16 protein-coding genes and 2 tRNA genes are annotated in these 19,590 nt (G+C 57.0%); 2 read left to right on the top strand and 16 right to left on the bottom strand.

Annotated elements, in window-relative coordinates; translation table 11 throughout:
- Positions 1 to 58: 58 nt before the first annotated feature.
- Positions 59 to 3,031 carry a DUF748 domain-containing protein gene (locus tag RYB66_RS12270; RefSeq protein ID WP_316894507.1) on the top strand — a complete coding sequence of 991 codons (2,973 nt, stop codon included), beginning with the start codon at positions 59 to 61 and terminating at the stop codon, positions 3,029 to 3,031.
- Positions 2,991 to 3,365 (top strand): DUF2845 domain-containing protein, encoded by a 375-nt coding sequence (locus RYB66_RS12265; RefSeq protein ID WP_057423807.1) that lies wholly within the window; start codon positions 2,991 to 2,993, stop codon positions 3,363 to 3,365. The genes RYB66_RS12270 and RYB66_RS12265 overlap by 41 nt, the downstream gene beginning before the upstream one ends.
- Before the next feature lie 138 nt (positions 3,366 to 3,503).
- Here RYB66_RS12265 and RYB66_RS12260 read toward each other — a convergent pair whose 3' ends face one another.
- The 16 genes from RYB66_RS12260 to rlmE all read right to left on the bottom strand — a co-directional run bounded on the left by RYB66_RS12260 (position 3,504) and on the right by rlmE (position 19,520).
- Complete coding sequence (locus RYB66_RS12260) at positions 3,504 to 3,857, bottom strand: BON domain-containing protein (RefSeq protein WP_004656644.1); 354 nt, start codon at positions 3,855 to 3,857, stop codon at positions 3,504 to 3,506.
- Positions 3,858 to 4,145: 288 nt separating this feature from the next.
- Positions 4,146 to 6,251, bottom strand: a complete 2,106-nt coding sequence (pnp, locus tag RYB66_RS12255) for a polyribonucleotide nucleotidyltransferase (RefSeq protein ID WP_005733040.1) — start codon at positions 6,249 to 6,251, stop codon at positions 4,146 to 4,148.
- Positions 6,252 to 6,426: 175 nt separating this feature from the next.
- Positions 6,427 to 6,696 carry a 30S ribosomal protein S15 gene (gene rpsO / locus RYB66_RS12250; RefSeq protein ID WP_002555121.1) on the bottom strand — a complete coding sequence of 90 codons (270 nt, stop codon included), beginning with the start codon at positions 6,694 to 6,696 and terminating at the stop codon, positions 6,427 to 6,429.
- A gap of 159 nt (positions 6,697 to 6,855) precedes the next feature.
- Positions 6,856 to 7,773: a tRNA pseudouridine(55) synthase TruB gene (gene truB, locus RYB66_RS12245; RefSeq protein ID WP_004656648.1), complete on the bottom strand. Its 918-nt coding sequence runs from the start codon at positions 7,771 to 7,773 to the stop codon at positions 6,856 to 6,858.
- 3 nt (positions 7,774 to 7,776) lie between these two features.
- The gene (gene rbfA / locus RYB66_RS12240; protein WP_002555123.1) at positions 7,777 to 8,193 is read right to left on the bottom strand and encodes a 30S ribosome-binding factor RbfA; all 417 of its coding nucleotides are present in this window, start codon (positions 8,191 to 8,193) and stop codon (positions 7,777 to 7,779) included.
- A 159-nt stretch (positions 8,194 to 8,352) separates the two neighbouring features.
- Entirely contained in the window at positions 8,353 to 10,884 is a 2,532-nt protein-coding gene (gene infB / locus RYB66_RS12235; RefSeq protein ID WP_005733039.1) for a translation initiation factor IF-2, read from the bottom strand.
- Between the two features lie 27 nt (positions 10,885 to 10,911).
- Entirely contained in the window at positions 10,912 to 12,393 is a 1,482-nt protein-coding gene (nusA, locus tag RYB66_RS12230; protein ID WP_002555125.1) for a transcription termination factor NusA, read from the bottom strand.
- Positions 12,394 to 12,452: 59 nt separating this feature from the next.
- Positions 12,453 to 12,911 (bottom strand): ribosome maturation factor RimP, encoded by a 459-nt coding sequence (gene rimP / locus RYB66_RS12225; protein WP_002555126.1) that lies wholly within the window; start codon positions 12,909 to 12,911, stop codon positions 12,453 to 12,455.
- A 130-nt stretch (positions 12,912 to 13,041) separates the two neighbouring features.
- Positions 13,042 to 13,118: transfer RNA gene (locus RYB66_RS12220), tRNA-Met, on the bottom strand.
- Positions 13,119 to 13,213: 95 nt separating this feature from the next.
- Positions 13,214 to 13,299: transfer RNA gene (locus tag RYB66_RS12215), tRNA-Leu, on the bottom strand.
- Positions 13,300 to 13,344: 45 nt separating this feature from the next.
- The gene (secG, locus tag RYB66_RS12210; protein WP_004656657.1) at positions 13,345 to 13,725 is read right to left on the bottom strand and encodes a preprotein translocase subunit SecG; all 381 of its coding nucleotides are present in this window, start codon (positions 13,723 to 13,725) and stop codon (positions 13,345 to 13,347) included.
- 4 nt (positions 13,726 to 13,729) lie between these two features.
- Positions 13,730 to 14,485 (bottom strand): triose-phosphate isomerase, encoded by a 756-nt coding sequence (gene tpiA, locus RYB66_RS12205; RefSeq protein WP_316894504.1) that lies wholly within the window; start codon positions 14,483 to 14,485, stop codon positions 13,730 to 13,732.
- A gap of 66 nt (positions 14,486 to 14,551) precedes the next feature.
- Positions 14,552 to 15,895 (bottom strand): phosphoglucosamine mutase, encoded by a 1,344-nt coding sequence (gene glmM / locus RYB66_RS12200; protein ID WP_005744973.1) that lies wholly within the window; start codon positions 15,893 to 15,895, stop codon positions 14,552 to 14,554.
- A 16-nt stretch (positions 15,896 to 15,911) separates the two neighbouring features.
- Positions 15,912 to 16,763, bottom strand: a complete 852-nt coding sequence (folP, locus tag RYB66_RS12195; RefSeq protein WP_316894502.1) for a dihydropteroate synthase — start codon at positions 16,761 to 16,763, stop codon at positions 15,912 to 15,914.
- A gap of 8 nt (positions 16,764 to 16,771) precedes the next feature.
- The gene (gene ftsH / locus RYB66_RS12190; RefSeq protein WP_004667397.1) at positions 16,772 to 18,676 is read right to left on the bottom strand and encodes an ATP-dependent zinc metalloprotease FtsH; all 1,905 of its coding nucleotides are present in this window, start codon (positions 18,674 to 18,676) and stop codon (positions 16,772 to 16,774) included.
- 193 nt (positions 18,677 to 18,869) lie between these two features.
- Complete coding sequence (rlmE, locus tag RYB66_RS12185) at positions 18,870 to 19,520, bottom strand: 23S rRNA (uridine(2552)-2'-O)-methyltransferase RlmE (protein WP_004666214.1); 651 nt, start codon at positions 19,518 to 19,520, stop codon at positions 18,870 to 18,872.
- Positions 19,521 to 19,590 lie beyond the last annotated feature (70 nt).

Genomic DNA, 19,590 nt, shown 5'->3' with positions numbered 1-19,590 from the left:
GAACCGAACAGGCATGCCATACTCCAAGGGCTTCCAAAAGAGAGAGACGCCGCTGCCCATGTCCAGAGGATTGAAACGCACACTTGGCTCCTTGCTGACTGTGATCGTGCTCTACAGCTTGCTGGGGTTCTTCATTCTTCCCGGTGTCGCTCTGCGGATCGCCAATCAGCAATTGGCCAATTACGCCACCGTGCTGGCGAAGCTTGAACGCCTGGAATTCAATCCCTACACGCTGGAGCTGACGCTCTGGGGCCTGAACATCGGCACGCCGGGCAAGGAACAGGTCGCGTTTGAAAAGCTTTATGCCAACCTGCAAATCGACAGCCTGTGGACACGGGCCCTGCACCTACAACGCATCGAGCTGATCAAACCCAAGACCGAGCTGTTGTTCGACAAGCAAGGCAAGCTCAATCTGGCGCAACTGTTCAAGCTGCCAGCCAGCGAACCTGCCAAGGACGAACCACCCGGCAAGCCGTTCCCGCTGCGTATCGACGAAATAAAACTGGCCGATGGCTATGTTCACTTTCAGGATATGCGCCCAAGTCAGCCCATCGAATTTCTCTACGACACACTCAATTTCGAACTCAAGAACCTCAGCACATTACCCGAAGACAATGCCGACATGACGCTGGTCGCGGCAGGTCCGGATGGCGGGCAGATCGACTGGGTCGGGCGTATCAGCCTGATACCGATCACCTCGGAAGGGACGCTGAAAGTCACCGACAGCAAGATGAAGCTGTGGTGGCCTTACGTGCGTGATGCGTTGCCGCTGGCGCTTGAGGACGGCGTGCTGAATTTCAGCACCGCCTACACACTCAATCTGGCCAAGGAAACCGAGCTGAAGCTGACCAATGTGTCGGCCAGTGTCGCGCCCTTCGCGTTGAACACGCCAGACGGTCGCCCTCTGGTACGCCTGCAACGCCTGGACGTGAGCGAAACATCAGTCGATCTGGCAAAGCAGCTGGTGACCGTAGGCAAGATCCGCAGCCAGAAACTGGAAACCTGGGCAGCGCGCGAAGCCGACGGGCAACTGGACTGGCAGAAACTATTCGCCAGCCAACCGGGCAAGCCAGCGGCAGCGCAAACACCGGCCGTGGACGACAAGGCGGCTGAACCGGCACCCACGACCGACGCCTCTGTCAAAGCCAGCGCCAAGCCCGCCACGCAAAGCACGCCATGGCAGGTGCTGCTGCGAGATGTGCAGCTGCGCAATTACATGGTCCACCTGGCAGATCGCGTACCTCAAGAGCCTGTTGCTCTGGATGTTGGCCCGCTGAATCTGGACATCCAGAATTTCGACAGCCTGAACAAATCCCCCTTCACGCTTAAGCTTGATACCGGGCTGGGCAAACAGGGCAACCTCACTGCAGCCGGCGATGTGAACCTCAACCCAGTCAGTGCACAACTTAACGTAACTACCCGCGACATCGACCTGCGCCTCGCCCAAGCCTACATCAGCCCATTCATTCGTCTGGAAATGCGCAGCGGCATGCTGGGCAGCGATCTGGCTGTCAACCTGAAAAGCACCGAACCGCTGGCGTTCAGCGTCACCGGCAAAGCGCAGGTCAATCAGCTTCACACACTGGACACGCTCAAACAGCGCGACTTCCTGAAGTGGCAACAACTGCAACTCGAAGGGCTGGACTACCAGCACGGCACGGGCCTTTCGATTGCCAAAGTCAACATGGATCAGCCTTACGCGCGCTTCATGATCAATGACGACCGGACCACCAATGTCGACGATCTGCTGATTCCGCAGCCTGATGACAAGACCGCATCGCAGCCAAAAACAGCCAGAACACAGCCCAAGGCCAAGGCAGATAACCCTCTGGCGATCTACGTCGGCGAAGTGAATATCAAGGATGGCTCGGCAAACTTTGCCGACATGACCCTGACCCCCAACTTTGCCACCGCCGTGCAGCAGCTCAATGGTCGTATCGGCACCATCGACAACCGCAAGGCGACACCGGCACCCGTGGACATCCAGGGCAAGGTCGATCGATACGCGCCTGTGACCATCAAAGGCAGCCTCAACCCGTTCGACCCGATGGCCAGCCTGGATATCACCACCAGCTTCAAGCGCGTTGAGCTGACCAACCTGACTCCCTACTCCGGCAAGTTCGCCGGTTTCAGGATCCGCAAGGGCAGGCTCAATCTCGACCTGCACTACCTGATCACCAAAGGTCAGCTCAAGGCTCAGAACAAGGTGCTGGTGGAGCAGTTGCAACTGGGTGAACGGGTCGACAGCCCGGATGCGCTGGACCTGCCTATCCGTCTGGCGGTCGCGCTGCTCAAGGATACGCAGGGACGAATTTCCCTGGAGCTGCCGATCGAGGGCGATCTGAACAACCCGCAGTTCAGCGTGATGCCAATTGTCTGGCAAACCCTGCGCAATCTTGTGCTGCGTGCTGCGCAGGCTCCGTTCAAGATGCTCGGCGGGCTGGTCGCCGGTGGAAGCTCCGAGGATCTCGGCAGCGTGAGTTTCGCGCCGGGCTCCAGTGATTTGTCGGCAGAGGCGCAAAGTGCCCTGGACAAGCTCTCGGTGGCGCTCAAGGAGCGTCCGGACCTGAAGCTGGAGATCGAAGGCACTAGCGCTGCCAGCAGTGACGGTCCTCTGATCGCCCAACAGCGGCTGGAGCGGGAATACCAGTACACCTATTACAAGATCCTCCAGCGACGCGGCGACAAGGTTCCGGCCAGGGCCGGGTTGATACAAGTCCCGGAAGATGAAAAAGCTCCTATGCTTGAAGGTATCTACCGCACACGCCTGAAACAGCAACCGCCTGCCGAATGGGCAAACCTGGGCAAGGAACAACGTGCAAGCCAGATGCGTGCCGCCGTGCTCAAGTTCTGGAGCAGCAATGAAGTATTGCTGCGTGAGCTGGGCCAGGGCAGAGCCAGCAGCATCAAGGACTACCTGGTAGACAAGGGCAAGCTGGAAGACGCTCGTGTGTACTTCGTCGATGCCCGCCTGGGTCAGGCCCAGCCAGATGGTAAAGTCATCAGCCCCCTCCACCTCGACAGTGAATGAAGCCTTGGCACGTACCCGAATCAAACTGCTGATCAACCTGACCCTTGCCGCTATGGCCGGGTCAGTTGCTGCCTCTTCATATGCCACGTCAACGCTGCGCTGTGGTAACCAGCTGGTCAGCACGGGGGATCGGGCATTCGAAGTGCAGCAGAAATGCGGAGAGCCTGTAAGCCAGGAAGTGCTGGGCACTCAGGAGACCTTCAATAGTAACTACCGAAGGTCCGAAGCCGTGAGAATCGAGGAATGGATCTACGGACCTGATAACGGCATGTATCAGTACCTGCGCTTCGAAGGGGGTCGCCTGGTGAGGATTGAAAGCAAGCGTCGCACCTGACTCTCCCAAGCGTCTGTTTGTCACCGCCATAGAAAAGGCCCCGACTCTTCAGTCGGGGCCTTTAATGGCTACATCCTTGTAGCCTCGCATGAACTTTCCATCAATCAATGACTGCGGCTGTTCATGAGCAGTATTCGATTACTCGGCTTTCAGGCCAGCAGCCGATACGTCTTTAACACCTTTGATTTTCTTGGTGATAGCGACGGCAATTTTCTTCTGAGCATCAGTTACAGCTACGGTGGAAGAAAGGGAAACCACGCCTTTGTTGGTCTCAACCTTGATGTCCGAACCTGGGATGCCTTTCTCGGTCAGCAGGTCAGCTTTGACTTTGGTGGTGATCCAAGTGTCAGAAGTATCTTCTTTGACTTCTTGAGTAGTGGTGTTGGCTGCCAGAACCATTGGCGCTTGGGCCGAGGTCTGTGCGAAAGCAGCGTTGGCCATGGTCAGAGTCAGGGCAGTAGCGGTAGCAGCGGCAATAGCGAACTTCTTCATACGATAACTCCTGTTTTTCTCGAAATCTGCACCAGCGTGTGGTGGCAGGGTTAACAGGTATATCGCAAGCGGTGTGCCAAAAACGAAAAACACTAAAAACCCTTTAAAATCATAAGGTTGTGTTTTTTTGTTTTCCACCAGGTCGTGCAGTTTGCCCGTTCGTCACTAATCGGGCTTGCAAGATGCATGTTTGCACCGAGCAGTTTGCATGCCCCATTTGTAACCCTCTAATTGCGCTCATAAAAAAAGGACTCCGAAGAGTCCTTTTTCACATGCCGCTCAGATCAATCAGACGCCCGACGCTTTCGCTGCCGCTACGTCTTTGATCGACAGCTTGATACGACCGCGGTTGTCCACGTCCAGTACCAGCACTTCGACTTCCTGACCTTCCTTGAGGATATCGGTCACTTTCTCTACGCGAGCATCGCTCAGCATCGAGATGTGAACCAGACCGTCCTTGCCCGGCAGGATGTTGACGAACGCGCCGAAATCGACGATGCGCTCAACCTTACCGACGTAGATCTTGCCGATCTCGGCTTCTGCGGTAATGCCCAGAACGCGCTGACGTGCTGCCTCAGCCGCTTCCTTGGACTCGCCGAAGATCTTGATCGAGCCGTCGTCTTCGATGTCGATCGAAGCCTTGGTCTCTTCGCAGATAGCACGGATGGTTGCACCACCCTTGCCGATCACGTCACGGATCTTGTCGGTGTCGATCTTCATCGCGATCATGGTCGGAGCGTTGGCCGACAGCTCGTTACGCGACTGACCGATGATCTGGTTCATCTGACCGAGGATGTTCAGGCGAGCTTCCAGGGCCTGACCCAGGGCGATCTCCATGATTTCTTCGGTGATGCCTTTGATCTTGATGTCCATCTGCAGCGCGGTAACACCTTTGGAGGTACCTGCTACCTTGAAGTCCATGTCGCCCAGGTGATCTTCGTCACCCAGGATGTCGGTCAGAATGGCGAACTTCTCGCCTTCCTTGACCAGACCCATGGCGATACCGGCAACCGGTGCCTTCATCGGAACACCAGCGTCCATCAGTGCCAGGGAAGCGCCGCAGACCGAAGCCATGGAGCTGGAACCGTTGGACTCGGTGATTTCCGACACGACACGGATGGTGTACGGGAACACGTCGGCGCCTGGCAGCATGGCCTGAACGCTGCGACGGGCCAGACGGCCGTGACCGATTTCACGACGGCCCGCGCCGCCCATGCGACCACACTCGCCCACCGAGAACGGAGGGAAGTTGTAGTGCAGCATGAAGGGGTCTTTTTTCTCGCCTTCAAGGGTGTCGAGCAGCTGTGCGTCGCGCGCGGTACCCAGCGTTGCAACAACCAGCGCCTGAGTTTCGCCACGGGTGAACAGTGCCGAACCGTGAGTCTTCGGCAGAACGCCGACTTCGATATTCAGAGGGCGAACGGTGCGAGTATCGCGACCATCGATACGCGGCTTGCCGTTGACGATGTTTTCGCGAACGGTGCGGTATTCGATTTCACCGAAAGCAGCTTTGACTTCGCTGGCAGACGGGCTGCCTTCTTCAACAGCCAGCTTGGCAACGACCTGGTCTTTCAGCTCGCCCAGACGCGCATAGCGGTCGGCTTTGACAGTGATGGTGTAAGCCTGGGAGATCGCGTCGCCGAACTCGGCACGGATAGCACCCAGCAGTGCGGTGGCTTCAGGCTTTGGCTGCCAGTCCCAGACAGGCTTGGCGGCTTCTGCAGCCAATTCCTTGATGGCGTTGATCACCACCTGGAATTCGTCATGGGCGAACAGAACAGCGCCCAGCATCTGGTCTTCGGTCAGCTCTTTGGCTTCGGATTCAACCATCAGAACGGCTTCGGAAGTACCGGCTACGACCATGTCCAGGCTCGAAGCCTGCAGTTGCTCGTAAGTCGGGTTCAGCAGGTAGCCGGTGCTTTCGTGGAAAGCAACGCGCGCAGCACCGACCGGACCGTCGAACGGAATACCGGAGATGGCCAGTGCAGCCGAAGTACCGATCATCGCAGCGATGTCCGGATCGATTTTCTTGCTGGTGGAGACGACGGTGCAGACAACCTGCACTTCGTTCATGAAGCCTTCTGGAAACAACGGGCGGATCGGACGGTCGATCAGGCGCGAGGTCAGGGTTTCTTTCTCGGAAGGACGGCCTTCACGCTTGAAGAAACCACCAGGAATCTTGCCGGCAGCGTAGGTTTTTTCCTGATAGTGCACGGACAGAGGGAAGAAGCCTTTGCCAGCGTCAGCCTGTTTGGCGCCGACCACAGTCACGAGTACGCTGACGTCGTCGTCAACGGTGACCAATACTGCGCCAGAGGCTTGACGGGCGATACGGCCTGTCTCGAGGGTTACGGTCGATTGACCGAACTGAAACTTTTTGATTACCGGGTTCACGGTTTCCTACCTTTCTTTGTGGCTCTTGGGGAACTGGTTTCTTGCGAATTCTTGGGCAGCGTGGGGAATCGGCCCCTTCCACAGTCCAGATAAAACTTGAGGCTGGGAGCCTGCCAGAACCACCGGGAAAACCCGACGGATCGTGACAGACAACCAACCTCTAGCAACGTCGTTATTAGCGACGCAGACCCAGACGACCGATCAGGGCGCTGTAACGGCTAACGTCCTTACCTTTCAGGTAATCCAGCAGCTTGCGACGCTGGTTTACCATACGGATCAGACCACGACGCGAGTGGTGGTCCTTACCGTTGGCCTTGAAGTGGCCTTGCAGTTTGTTGATGTTGGCGGTCAGCAGTGCAACTTGCACTTCTGGCGAACCAGTATCACCAACAGCTTGCTGGTAGTCGGTTACGATCTGAGCTTTTTCTTCAACGCTGAGTGCCATGTGGGCAATCCTTTTGTTCAAGGAAGCGCTTCCGGAGAAACGTTTCCAACAGGCCGAGGACAGATCCTCGTATTAAAAAAGGAGGTATGACCGTGCCTGTTGACAGCCATCCTCGTTCCACCCCGCTCGCAGGCTAGCCTGCGGACGGACTGGTTCCGGTCACTCTGACCGAATCAATCGACGCGGCGCAATACGCCCGTCTTCGCCGACTTCACCGATACCGATGAAGCGACCTTCGTGATCCTGCACACGAACCATACCGAATTTCGGTGCGTCCGGCGCGCGCACTGGCTGCCCGTGCAACCAGTAAAACGAACTGTGCTCCGAAAACTTCAGCAGCGGCCAGTCCAGCAGACCGCTATCCGATGGCATCAGGAAGCGGTCAACCGCCTCATTGCCGCCGTCGGCATGCACTTGCTCCAGCTCTTCCAGCGTAACCGTCTGAGCCAGCGTGAAAGGCCCCGCCTGAGTACGGCGCAGCTCTGCGACGTAAGCACCACAACCGAGCTTTTCACCAATATCCTCGACCAGCGTACGGATATAGGTGCCTTTGCTGCAATCGACGGACAGACGTGCTGTGTCGCCTTCGCAAGCAAGTAATTCCAGGCGCGCAATAGTAACAGAACGGGGCTCGCGCTCCACTACTTCCCCTGCACGTGCCAGCTTGTAAAGTGGCTGGCCATCACGCTTGAGGGCCGAGTACATGGGAGGTATCTGGCTGATTTGCCCACGAAAATGCGGCAACACCGCTTCAATATCGTCGCGACCAACGGTCACCGGACGCGTGAGCAAAACCTCGCCCTCAGAGTCGGCGGTCGTGGTGGTCTTGCCCAACTGCGCCAGAGTCTCGTAGGACTTATCCGAATCGAGCAGGTACTGGGAAAACTTGGTCGCTTCGCCAAAGCACAACGGCAAAACACCCGTTGCCAGAGGATCAAGACTGCCCGTATGCCCGGCTTTCTCGGCATTGAGCAGCCAGCGAACCTTTTGCAAAGCGGCGTTGGAAGTGAAACCCAGTGGCTTGTCGAGCAGGATGATCCCGCTGACATTGCGGCGTATACGCTTGACCTGAGCCACCCTTTATTCCTCGGTACTTTCAGGCTTTGCATCTGGCGATGCCGAGCCTTCCTGATGCTGACCGTCTTGCGCTACCGCACGCTCGATCAATGCCGAGAGATGCGCACCACGCACGACGCTTTCGTCGTAGTGGAAATGCAGTTGAGGCACGCTGCGCAGCTTCATTTCGCGTGCCAGCTGCATGCGCAGGAAGCCTGCGGCAGAGTTGAGCACCTTGATGGTCTGTGCGATCTCTTCCGCGCTGTCCTGGCCCATGACGGTCATGAAAATCTTCGCATGACCCACGTCACGGCTGACGTCTACGGCGGTGATAGTGACCAGACCCACGCGTGGGTCCTTGATTTCGCGACGGATCAGTTGCGCCAGTTCGCGCTGCATCTGATCGCCAATACGCTGGGTACGGCTGTATTCTTTTGCCATGCTTGTTACCTGTTACTGATCCGGGACCAAACCCTGACAGTCTGAAAGCGGCAAACGCCCGGCCTGACAATTGCCAGACCGGGCGTTGCGTTTAGAGCCCATGGGGGAAGCAGGGCATTTGCATGCGAAGCTCCCACCATGACTCCTGAAGCTCGCGATTTAGAGGCTGCGAGCCACTTGGACCTTCTCGAAGACTTCGATCTTGTCACCGACCTTGACGTCGTTGTAGCTCTTGACGCCGATACCGCATTCCATGCCTGCACGTACTTCGGCAGCGTCGTCCTTGAAACGGCGCAGGGATTCCAGCTCGCCTTCAAAGATAACGATGTCTTCGCGCAGAACACGAATCGGACGGTTACGGTAGACAGTGCCTTCCAGAACCATACAGCCTGCGATCGCGCCGAATTTCGGCGAACGGAACACATCGCGGACTTCGGCGATACCCAGGATATTCTCCCGAACGTCGCTGCCAAGCATACCGGTGAGGGCTTTCTTGACGTCTTCGATGATGTCGTAGATCACGTTGTAGTAACGCATATCCAGACCTTCCTGCTCGACAATCTTGCGCGCGCCAGCATCGGCACGCACGTTGAAGCCAAACAGTACAGCGTTGGAGGCCAGTGCCAGGTTGGCGTCGCTCTCGGTGATACCACCGACACCGCCACCGACTACGCGCACTTGCACTTCGTCGTTACCCAGGCCGCCCAGGGCGCCCTGCAATGCTTCCAGAGAACCGCGGACGTCGGATTTGAGGACGATGTTAAGCGTCTTCTTCTCTTCCTGACCCATGTTCTCGAAGATGTTCTCCAGCTTGCCGGCATGAGCGCGAGCCAGTTTGACCTCGCGGAACTTGCCTTGGCGGAACAGAGCGACTTCGCGGGCTTTCTTCTCGTCAGCCAGCACCGACATCTCGTCGCCAGCATCCGGAGTACCGTCAAGACCCAGGATTTCGACCGGGATCGAAGGACCTGCTTCTTTGACCGGCTTGCCGTTCTCGTCAAGCATGGCGCGGATGCGGCCGAAGTTCGAACCGACCAGAACCATGTCGCCCTGACGCAGCGTACCGTCCTGAACCAGAACAGTAGCGACCGGACCACGGCCCTTGTCCAGACGGGACTCGACAACAACACCACGACCCGGAGCCGAAGGAGTTGCCTTGAGTTCCAGAACTTCGGCTTGCAGCAGAACAGCTTCCAGCAGCTCGTCGACGCCAGTACCCATTTTCGCGGATACCGAAACGAAAGGCGTATCACCGCCCCACTCTTCGGACGTCACGCCATGGACCGACAGCTCGCTGCGGATACGATCGAGGTCAGCACCAGGCTTGTCGATCTTGTTCACCGCAACAACCAGCGGAACGCCAGCCGCAACAGCATGCTGAACAGCTTCGATGGTCTGCGGCATAACGCCGTCGTCAGCTGCAACCACCAGAATCACGATATCCGTTGCCTTGGCACCACGAGCACGCATGGCGGTAAACGCGGCGTGACCAGGGGTGTCGAGGAACGTGACCATGCCGCGTTCGGTTTCAACGTGGTAGGCACCGATGTGCTGGGTGATGCCGCCAGCTTCGCCAGCTGCAACCTTGGCACGACGGATGTAGTCGAGCAGCGAGGTCTTACCGTGGTCAACGTGGCCCATTACGGTCACAACCGGTGCACGGGAGAACGACTCACCTTCGAACTTCAGCGATTCGGCCAGGGAATCTTCCAGGGCGTTGTCGCTGACCAGCGTGACCTTGTGGCCCAGCTCTTCGGCGATCAACTGGGCAGTTTCCTGATCCAGTACCTGGTTGATGGTCACCGGAGTGCCCATCTTGAACATGAACTTGATGACTTCAGCAGCCTTGACCGACATCTGTGCCGACAATTCGCCGACAGTGATGGTCTCGCCGATGGCAACGTCACGGATCACAGGGCCGGTAGGGCTCTGGAAACCATGTGCATTGCGCTTCTTCAGCTTGGACTTGCCGCGACCACCACGACGGAAGCTGTCGCTTTCTTCGTCGGTAGTACGAGGAGCAACGCGAGGGGCCGGAGCCTTCTCCTTGACCGAAGCGCGATGCGGAGCGTTTTTACGCTCCCCGTCGCCGCCGCGGGCATTGCGGTCGTCAGCACGAGGCTTGTCAGGGCGACGCTGTTCGTCACGCTTGCGAGCGTCAGCAGACGGCGCTGCGCTGGCAGGTGCCGGAGCAGCCGCTGCTGGTGCTGGCGCTTCACGCACAGGCTCAGCTGCAGCAACAGGTTGCGCGGGTGCCGAAGCAGGCTGGCCGGCGGCAGGCTGATTGCGCGCATCTTCTTCAGCGCGACGCTTGGCTTCTTCTTCAGCCTTTTGACGAGCGGCATTTTCTACCGCACGGCGTTCGTCCATCTCGCGCTTGCGCTCGGCTTCGATCTCTTCCGGGCTACGCTGCACAAAGACTTTCTTCTTGCGCACTTCAACGCTGATGCTCTTGCTGCCAGCAACGCGCAGGGTGCTGGTGGTCTTGCGCTGCAAGGTAATCTTGCGAGGCTCTTCCACCTTGGCCTTGTGACCGCTTTTCAGGTGCGTCAACAAGGCTTGTTTTTCGTTATCGGTCACAACTTGCTCGGCGGCGGTGTGCGGCAGACCTGCCTCACGCATCTGCTGTAACAGGCGCTCTACCGGTGTGTCGACCACTTTGGCCAGTTCTTTCACCGTGACTTGCGTCATGCACTTCTCTCCTCAGGCCGCGCCCAATTACTCGAACCAGTGGGCTCGGGCGGCCATGATCAACTTGCCGGCACGATCATCGTCAATGCCGTCGATGTCGAGCAGGTCATCTATAGACTGCTCGGCCAGGTCTTCGCGGGTAATTACGCCGCGCACCGCCAGTTCCATCGCCAAATCCTTGTCCATACCCTCAAGCGAGAGCAGGTCTTCGGCCGGATGGGCGTCTGCCAGCTTTTCCTCTGTAGCGATGGCTTTAGTCAACAAACGATCCTTGGCACGAGCGCGAAGCTCGTTGACGATTTCTTCGTCAAAGCCGTCGATGTTGAGCATTTCTTCCAACGGTACGTAGGCAATCTCTTCCAGGCTGGTGAAGCCTTCATCAACCAGCACCTGTGCCAATTCTTCATCGACTTCGAGTTCTTCGATGAAATTGCGCAGGATGTCACCGGTTTCAGCTTGCTGCTTGGCCTGGATGTCCGATTCGGTCATTACGTTCAGGGTCCAGCCAGTCAGCTGACTTGCCAGACGCACGTTCTGACCGCCACGACCAATAGCCTGGGCCAGGTTGTCCGCTCCCACTGCGATGTCCATTGCATGCGCGTCTTCATCTACGATGATTGCCGCTACTTCTGCAGGAGACATTGCATTGATCACGAACTGCGCCGGGTTATCGTCCCAAAGAACGATATCCACACGCTCGCCACCCAGCTCGCCGGAAACAGCCTGAACTCGCGAACCGCGCATGCCGATACAGGCACCTTGCGGATCGATTCGTTTATCCTTGGAGCGAACAGCGATTTTCGCACGAGAACCCGGGTCACGGGAGGCAGCCATCACCTCGATGAGACCTTCGGCAATTTCCGGCACTTCAATGCGGAAAAGCTCGATCAGCATTTCTGGCGCAGTACGCGACAGGATCAGCTGAGGACCACGGTTTTCGGTACGAATTTCCTTCAGCAAAGCACGGACGCGAACACCGACCCGGAAAGTTTCCCGGGAAATGATGTCTTCACGAGCCAGCAAGGCTTCGGCATTGTTACCCAGGTCAACGATGACATTGTCACGTGTAACCTTTTTAACAGTACCAGAAATGATTTCACCCAGACGCTCACGGTAGGCATCGACTACCTGAGCACGCTCGGCTTCACGAACTTTCTGCACAATGACTTGCTTGGCGGTCTGTGCGGCGATACGACCGAATTCGATGGAATCGATTTTCTCTTCGATCAGGTCGCCCGCAACGGCACCTGGCTTCTTGACTTGAGCCTGGTCTACGGCCAATTCGTACGCAGGATCGTCCAGATCTTCGTCTTCGACAACTGTCCAGCGACGGAAAGTCTCGTAGTTGCCTGTCTGGCGATTGATCTCTACACGCAGTTCTACTTCATCTTCAAAACGTTTCTTGGTAGCGGTGGCAAGAGCCAGCTCCAGCGCTTCAAAAATTACACTTGCCGGAACGCCCTTTTCATTGGACACCGACTCAACAACCAGCAGTACTTCTTTGCTCATCGTACGCCTCGCCTTTCGCAAGCCATTGGATCCGCGGGATCCGCAGTAACCGGCACGTCTCAGTCAAACGTGGGAATAATGTTGGCCTTGTCGATCATGTCGATCGGCAACAGGAATTCATGGTCTTCAACCTGCACCACGACATCCTGCTCCTCCACCCCGCGGAGAAGGCCTTGAAAGTTGCGTCGACCTTCGAAAGGTGAACGCAGCTTTATTTTCACTTGTTCCCCGGCGTACGAAGCAAACTGCTCAATAGTGAACAGCGGGCGCTCCATGCCAGGAGACGATACTTCAAGGGTGTATTCAGTGCTGATCGGATCTTCTACGTCCAGTACACCGCTGATCTGGCGACTTACGATTGCGCAGTCGTCGACCAGCACACCACCTTCCTTGTCAATATAAATGCGCAGCACCGAATGCTTGCCCTGGGAACTGAAATCGATCCCCCAGCATTGATAGCCAAGGGCCACGACCACCGGGGCCAACAAGTCCTGCAACTGTTCTAGCTTGCTCGACACCTGAACCCCCTCGTGCATGCTTTAGAAATAAAAAAATGGGCAAAAGCCCATCCCTGAAAACGCCGCTGAACATCGACGTCATGTACTGTCCAGCTAACAAAAAGCCCCTTAAAAGGGGCTCCGCTAAAACTGGTTGCGGGGGCTGGATTTGAACCAACGACCTTCGGGTTATGAGCCCGACGAGCTACCAAACTGCTCCACCCCGCGACAAAGCTGGGGCGGAAGTATACGACCGATCCATTGCTGGGTCAATCCAACATCCACCTACAAGAAAGCCCGCTAATGCGGGCTTCCTTGTTAATTGGTACCGAGAAGGGGACTCGAACCCCTACACCCATTGGGCACAACCACCTCAAGGTTGCGTGTCTACCAATTCCACCACCTCGGCATTACAACTCTTTGGCGACCTCACGAAACATCGCCGAATTCTTTTTTACTTCTTCTCTGGGGCTTGAGGTACGTCAGCTGGAACAACGGCTGGCTTTTGCCCTTCGAGAACCGGTACATCATCTGCTGCCGGCTTTTGCTTCACTTCCAGTACTGCAGGATCTGGCAAACCTACCTGAGTCAGCTGTTGAGCTTTCTCTTTAGCAAAGTAACCTAACCCCAAGCTGGTTATGAAAAAACATGCTGCAAGTATAGCAGTAAACTTACTGAGAAAGGTAGAGGTTCCTTGACCTCCGAAGACAGTATTTGATGCACCTGCTCCGAACGACGCACCGGCGTCAGCACCTTTACCCTGTTGCAGCAATACCAGAGCAACAACGCCCAGAGCGCCCAACAGGTGAAAAACGATTACGACTGTTTCCAGCATTTTTTCAGTTTCCCGCGGCGCGACAGATCGCACCGAACTCATCTGCATTCAGGGAAGCTCCACCAATGAGCCCCCCATCGATATCCGGCATGCTGAAGAGCTCGACCGCATTGGCCGCCTTCACGCTGCCGCCATAGAGAAGTCGCACGCCTTGTGCGACTTCGGCATTCTCTTTTGCCAGCTGCGCACGGATTGCTGCGTGCACTTCCTGCGCCTCTTGAGGCGAAGCAGTCAATCCGGTGCCAATGGCCCAGACCGGCTCGTAGGCAATTACGGCATTGATCAGTGCGCTGACGCCAAACTCGGCGATGACACTGTCTAGCTGACGCCCGACAACTTCAAGCGTCTGCCCTGCCTTGCGCTCTTCAAGCGTTTCGCCTATGCAAAGCACAGGTGTCAGCCCGCTTGCCTGGATCGCCGCAAACTTCTTGTTAAGCACATCATCCTGCTCGCCAATCAGCTGACGACGTTCGGAGTGCCCGACAAGTACCAGTTTGCAACCTGCATCAGCCAGCTGACTCGACGCGATCTCACCGGTCAGCGCGCCCTGCTCAGCCTGAATGGCTGCATCCTGCGCACCGACAATGATCGACGTTGCCTGAAGCCCTTCGATCACCTGATTGGTAAACAGACTTGCAGGCATTACGACGATATCGACGCTGCCTGGCAACACCTGCTTGCCCAAACCCTCGATCAGCTCAGCGACGCTGGCGCGGGTACCGTGCATTTTCCAGTTACCAGCTACCATTGGGCGACGCATGCTACACCTCGTGGGTCAAAGTGGGCGCAGATGTTACCCAACACTTCCGACACTGGCAAGCCGAAATCAGGCGCAAACTTCAGCAACCAGTTTTGCGAGCTCTTCGGCGTACGATCTGACCTGGGTTTCATCCTCACCTTCGACCATCACGCGCACCAAAGGCTCTGTGCCCGACTTGCGCAGCAGTACCCTGCCCCGTCCGGCCATCTGCTCGGTAACACGCGCACAAGCTTGCTGGACCGAAGGGTGCGAAACGGGATCTACACCTGAACCTGCAAAGCGCACATTGATCAGGATCTGCGGGCATTTGCGCAGCTTCAAGCGCGCTTCGGCGAGGCTGATGCCGCTACGACGCAGGGCCAGTATCACCTGCAACGAAGCAATGATCGCATCACCGGTGGTGGCGTGCTGGAAGCACACGATGTGGCCAGAGTTTTCACCGCCGATCTGCCAGTTGCGCTCAAGCAACTCGGCGATCACATAACGGTCACCGACGTTGGCGCGAACAAACGGGATGTTCTGTTCGGCCAGAGCCAGTTCAAGCCCGAGATTACTCATCAACGTGCCGACGACACCACCCTGCAAGCGTCCACGTTCATGCAGATCACGGGCAATGATGTAAAGCAGCTCGTCGCCATCGACGATGGTCCCGGTATGGTCAACCATCAACACGCGATCGCCGTCACCGTCGAAGCCAATGCCCATGTCGGCATGCTCTGCGACCACTGCCGCCTGCAAGGCCTCCATGTGAGTGGAACCGCAATTCTTGTTGATATTGAGCCCGTCAGGCTGCGCAGAAAGTACGACAACCTGCGCTCCGAGCTCACGAAAGACGTTGGGCGCTACCTTGTAGGTCGCACCATGCGCGCAGTCGATAACCACCTTGAGGCCGGCGAAATCGGTGCTGGTCGGCACGCTGCTTTTGCAGAATTCGATATAACGCCCTGCGGCATCGTTGATTCGCGAAACCTTGCCAAGATTCTCGGACTCCGCCACGGTCATCGGCGCATCGAGCAGCTCTTCGATCATCATTTCGATCTCGTCAGGCAGTTTGGTGCCCTGACCGGAGAAGAACTTGATGCCGTTGTCATAGTGAGGATTATGCGAAGCACTGATGACGATGCCTGCTTCGGCATGAAACGTACGCGTCAGGTAGGCAATCGCAGGTGTCGGCATAGGCCCCAGCAGGAGCACGTCAGCACCGGCCGCAGAGAGCCCGGCCTCAAGGGCGGATTCGAACATGTAGCCAGAGATGCGCGTGTCCTTGCCGACGAGAATCCGGCAGGCGCCCATCTTGCGAAATGCCATGCCTGCAGCCCAACCTAGTTTCAGCATGAACTCGGGCGTAATCGGAAATTGCCCTACACGACCGCGAATGCCGTCGGTTCCGAAATATTTTCTGGTAGTCATGGATGCCCCACTGTTGTTATTCAGCTGCTTGGACAGCTGCGATCATGCGCACCACGTCAGCCGTTTCGGCGACATCGTGCACACGTAGAATTCGGGCCCCCTTGGTCATAGCCAAAGCAGCCAGGGCCAGCCCACCGGACAGACGCTGATCGACAGGTCGTCCCAGCACAGCACCGATCATACTCTTGCGCGAAACGCCCACCAGCAAAGGTTGACCGAGCGCATGCAGCGCTTCCATGTGCTTGAACAGGCTCAGATTGTGCTCCAGTGTCTTGGCAAAACCAAAGCCCGGATCAAGAATGATCTTTTGCTGATCGATTCCCGCTGCAGCACACTGCTTTATACGCTCAGCGAGGAAGGCACAGACCTCACCCACGAGGTCATCGTAGTACGGGTCATTCTGCATGGTTCCGGGTTCGCCCAGCATGTGCATGAGACACACCGGCAAACCAGTGCTTGCAGCCGCCTCAAGCGCGCCTGGCCGCTGAAGCGAGCGAACATCGTTGATAAGCCCGGCACCCAGGCCAGCTGTCGCCAGCATGACCTCAGGTGTCGACGTATCCACAGAGATGATCACATCCAGCTCGCGCGCGATGACCTCAACCACCGGCGCCACACGCTCGACCTCTTCTGACGCAGACACCGGACGCGCACCCGGGCGCGTCGACTCGCCGCCGACGTCGATCAGTGTGGCACCGGCCTGCACCATTGCTTCGGCATGACGCAAGGCAGCATCAAGCTGGCTGTAGCGGCCGCCATCGGAAAAGGAGTCCGGGGTTGCGTTGAGGATACCCATCACGTGTGTATGGGCCAAATCAAGAACCCGGTTGCCGCAAGGCAACCGGGTTGGGTACAGCGCAGATGTCATGTCAGACCTTAGTGCTCGGCAGCAGGGCCGCCAATCGGAGTTTCCGGACGAGGGTCAGGTGTGATCGGAGTACCGTTGGTACCCGAACCACCGCCCCAGTCACGCGGTTCACGAGGCACGCGACCGGTCATGATATCGTCGATCTGATCGGCATCAATGGTTTCATACTTCATCAGCGCATCGGCCATCGCTTCAAGCTTGTCACGATTGTCCGTCAGCAATTGCTTCGCAGTGCCGTAGCAGTGATCGATGATGCTGCGCACTTCGGAGTCGATGAGCTTGGCAGTATCGCCGGAAACGCTGGAATTCTGGCTGCTGCCGCGCCCCAGGTAACCTGCATCTTCGTCTTCCGAATACATCAGCGGGCCGAGCTTTTCAGACAAGCCCCATTTGGTGACCATGTTCCGGGCAATCTGACTGGCACGCATGATGTCATTGGATGCACCGGTCGTGACGCCATCGAAGCCCAAGGTCATTTCCTCCGCAATACGACCACCGTAAAGCGAGCAGATCTGGCTGATCAGTGCGCGCTTGGACAGGCTGTAACGGTCTTCTTCAGGAAGAAACATGGTTACACCAAGGGCGCGACCGCGAGGAATGATCGAGACCTTGTAGACCGGATCATGCTCAGGCACCAGGCGCCCTACGATAGCGTGACCCGCTTCGTGGTAGGCCGTGTTGCGCTTTTCCTTTTCGGACATGACCATCGATTTGCGCTCGGCGCCCATCATGATCTTGTCCTTGGCCAGTTCGAACTCTTTCATCTCTACGACGCGCTTGCCGGAGCGAGCAGCGAACAGCGACGCTTCGTTGACCAGGTTAGCCAGATCGGCACCGGAGAAGCCCGGTGTACCGCGAGCGATAACACCTGCATTGACGTCTTCGCCCATCGGAACCTTGCGCATGTGAACCTTGAGGATCTGCTCGCGGCCACGAATGTCCGGCAGACCTACAACCACCTGACGGTCGAAGCGGCCCGGACGCAGCAACGCCGGGTCGAGCACGTCAGGACGGTTGGTGGCGGCAATGACGATGATGCCGTCATTCATTTCAAAACCGTCCATCTCGACCAGCAACTGGTTGAGAGTTTGCTCACGCTCGTCGTGACCACCACCCATGCCAGCGCCACGATGGCGACCGACCGCATCGATTTCGTCGATGAAGATGATGCAAGGAGCATGTTTTTTGGCCTGTTCGAACATGTCACGGACACGGCTTGCACCGACGCCCACGAACATCTCGACGAAATCAGAACCGGAAATGGTGAAGAACGGCACTTTCGCCTCGCCGGCAATGGCCTTGGCGATCAGCGTCTTACCAGTACCCGGAGGACCGACCATCAGAACGCCACGCGGGATACGGCCGCCGAGACGCTGGAACTTGCCCGGATCACGGAGGAACTCGACAAGCTCGCCGACTTCTTCCTTGGCTTCGTCACAACCGGCAACATCGGCCAGGGTGGTCTTGACCTGATCTTCGGACAACAGACGCGCCTTGCTTTTGCCAAAGCTCATCGGGCCGCCCTTGCCGCCCGCCCCGCCCTGCATCTGGCGCATGAAGAACATGAACACCGCAATGATCACCAGGATAGGGAAGCTGGCCACCAGTAACTGAGTCCAGATGCTCTGCTGCTCAGGCTGCTTGCCTTCGATCACGACGTTGTTGCTGACCAGATCACCGATCAGACCGTTGTCCGGAATGTTCGGGCGGATGGTCTTGAAGGTGTCGCCATCACTGCGCTTGCCCGTAATGACGTAGCCATCGACGGAAACCTTCTCGACCTTGCCATCCTTGACCTGCTGGATGAACTCGGAATAGTTGAGGTTCTGCGGCTCGTTAGGGCTGGAGAAGTTGTTCATCACCGTCACCAGGACAGCCGCGATGATCAACCACAGGATCAAATTCTTTGCCATATCGTTCAATTAGCTACCCTCTGAAGCAAGCTCCACGCAGCAAGCGTGCCTCGCATGATATTCACCGGCCTAACTTACTACAGAACCTACAGATACGGCAGACACCGTCTGTAACCCTTTGTGAAACTTTGACAACACAATGTTCAGTCATGCTGCATCGGTAACGCCATTTGAAAAAAGCTATCGTGCCCCTTCAAAAACGCTCGATGCTGGCTGCCCCGTCGATTCCACGAAAGCCGCGAGCCAGCAGGTATTGCTCGCGTGACCTGTCGCGGGATGACGAAGGCTTGCGCATCTGCACCTTGTCAAACAGCTTGCGAATATCCTTGTGGTAGACATCGAAGCCTTCACCTTGGAAGACCTTGATCAGAAAATCGCCACCGGGACGTAGTACCCGACCGGCCAGATCGAGCGCCAATTCACAGAGAAACATCGCACGCGGCATATCTACAGCGCTCAATCCACTCATATTGGGGGCCATATCGGAAATCACAAGGTCTACCTGCGTATTACCGACTGCCTCAAGGATCTGCTCGAGAATCTTGTCCTCGGTAAAATCCCCCTGAATGAAGGTCACATCAGGGATGCTGTCCATTTCAAGGATGTCGGAAGCAATCAGACGACCTTGACCGCCGATCAGACGACTGGTCACCTGCGACCAGCCTCCGGGCGCAGCACCGAGGTCGATAACGGTCATGCCCGGACGGATGAGTTTGTCCTTTTCCTGAATCTCGAGCAGCTTGTAGCTGGCACGCGAACGGTAGCCGTCCTTCTGCGCCATTTTGACGTACTTGTCGTCGAAGTGTTCTTTGAGCCAGTTATGGCTTGTCTTGGAACGGGCCACGGGGCACCTCAAAAATAAACGAGTCGTGATTAACTGGGCGGTCCCGGACTCGCTCGGGTAAACTGGCCGC

It is taken from the genome of Pseudomonas syringae group sp. 243L2, from assembly GCF_032587875.1.
Classification (GTDB): Bacteria; Pseudomonadota; Gammaproteobacteria; order Pseudomonadales; family Pseudomonadaceae; genus Aquipseudomonas; species Aquipseudomonas amygdali.
Note: the sequence above shows the minus strand (reverse complement) of the source record. Positions and strands in the feature narration are given on the sequence as shown.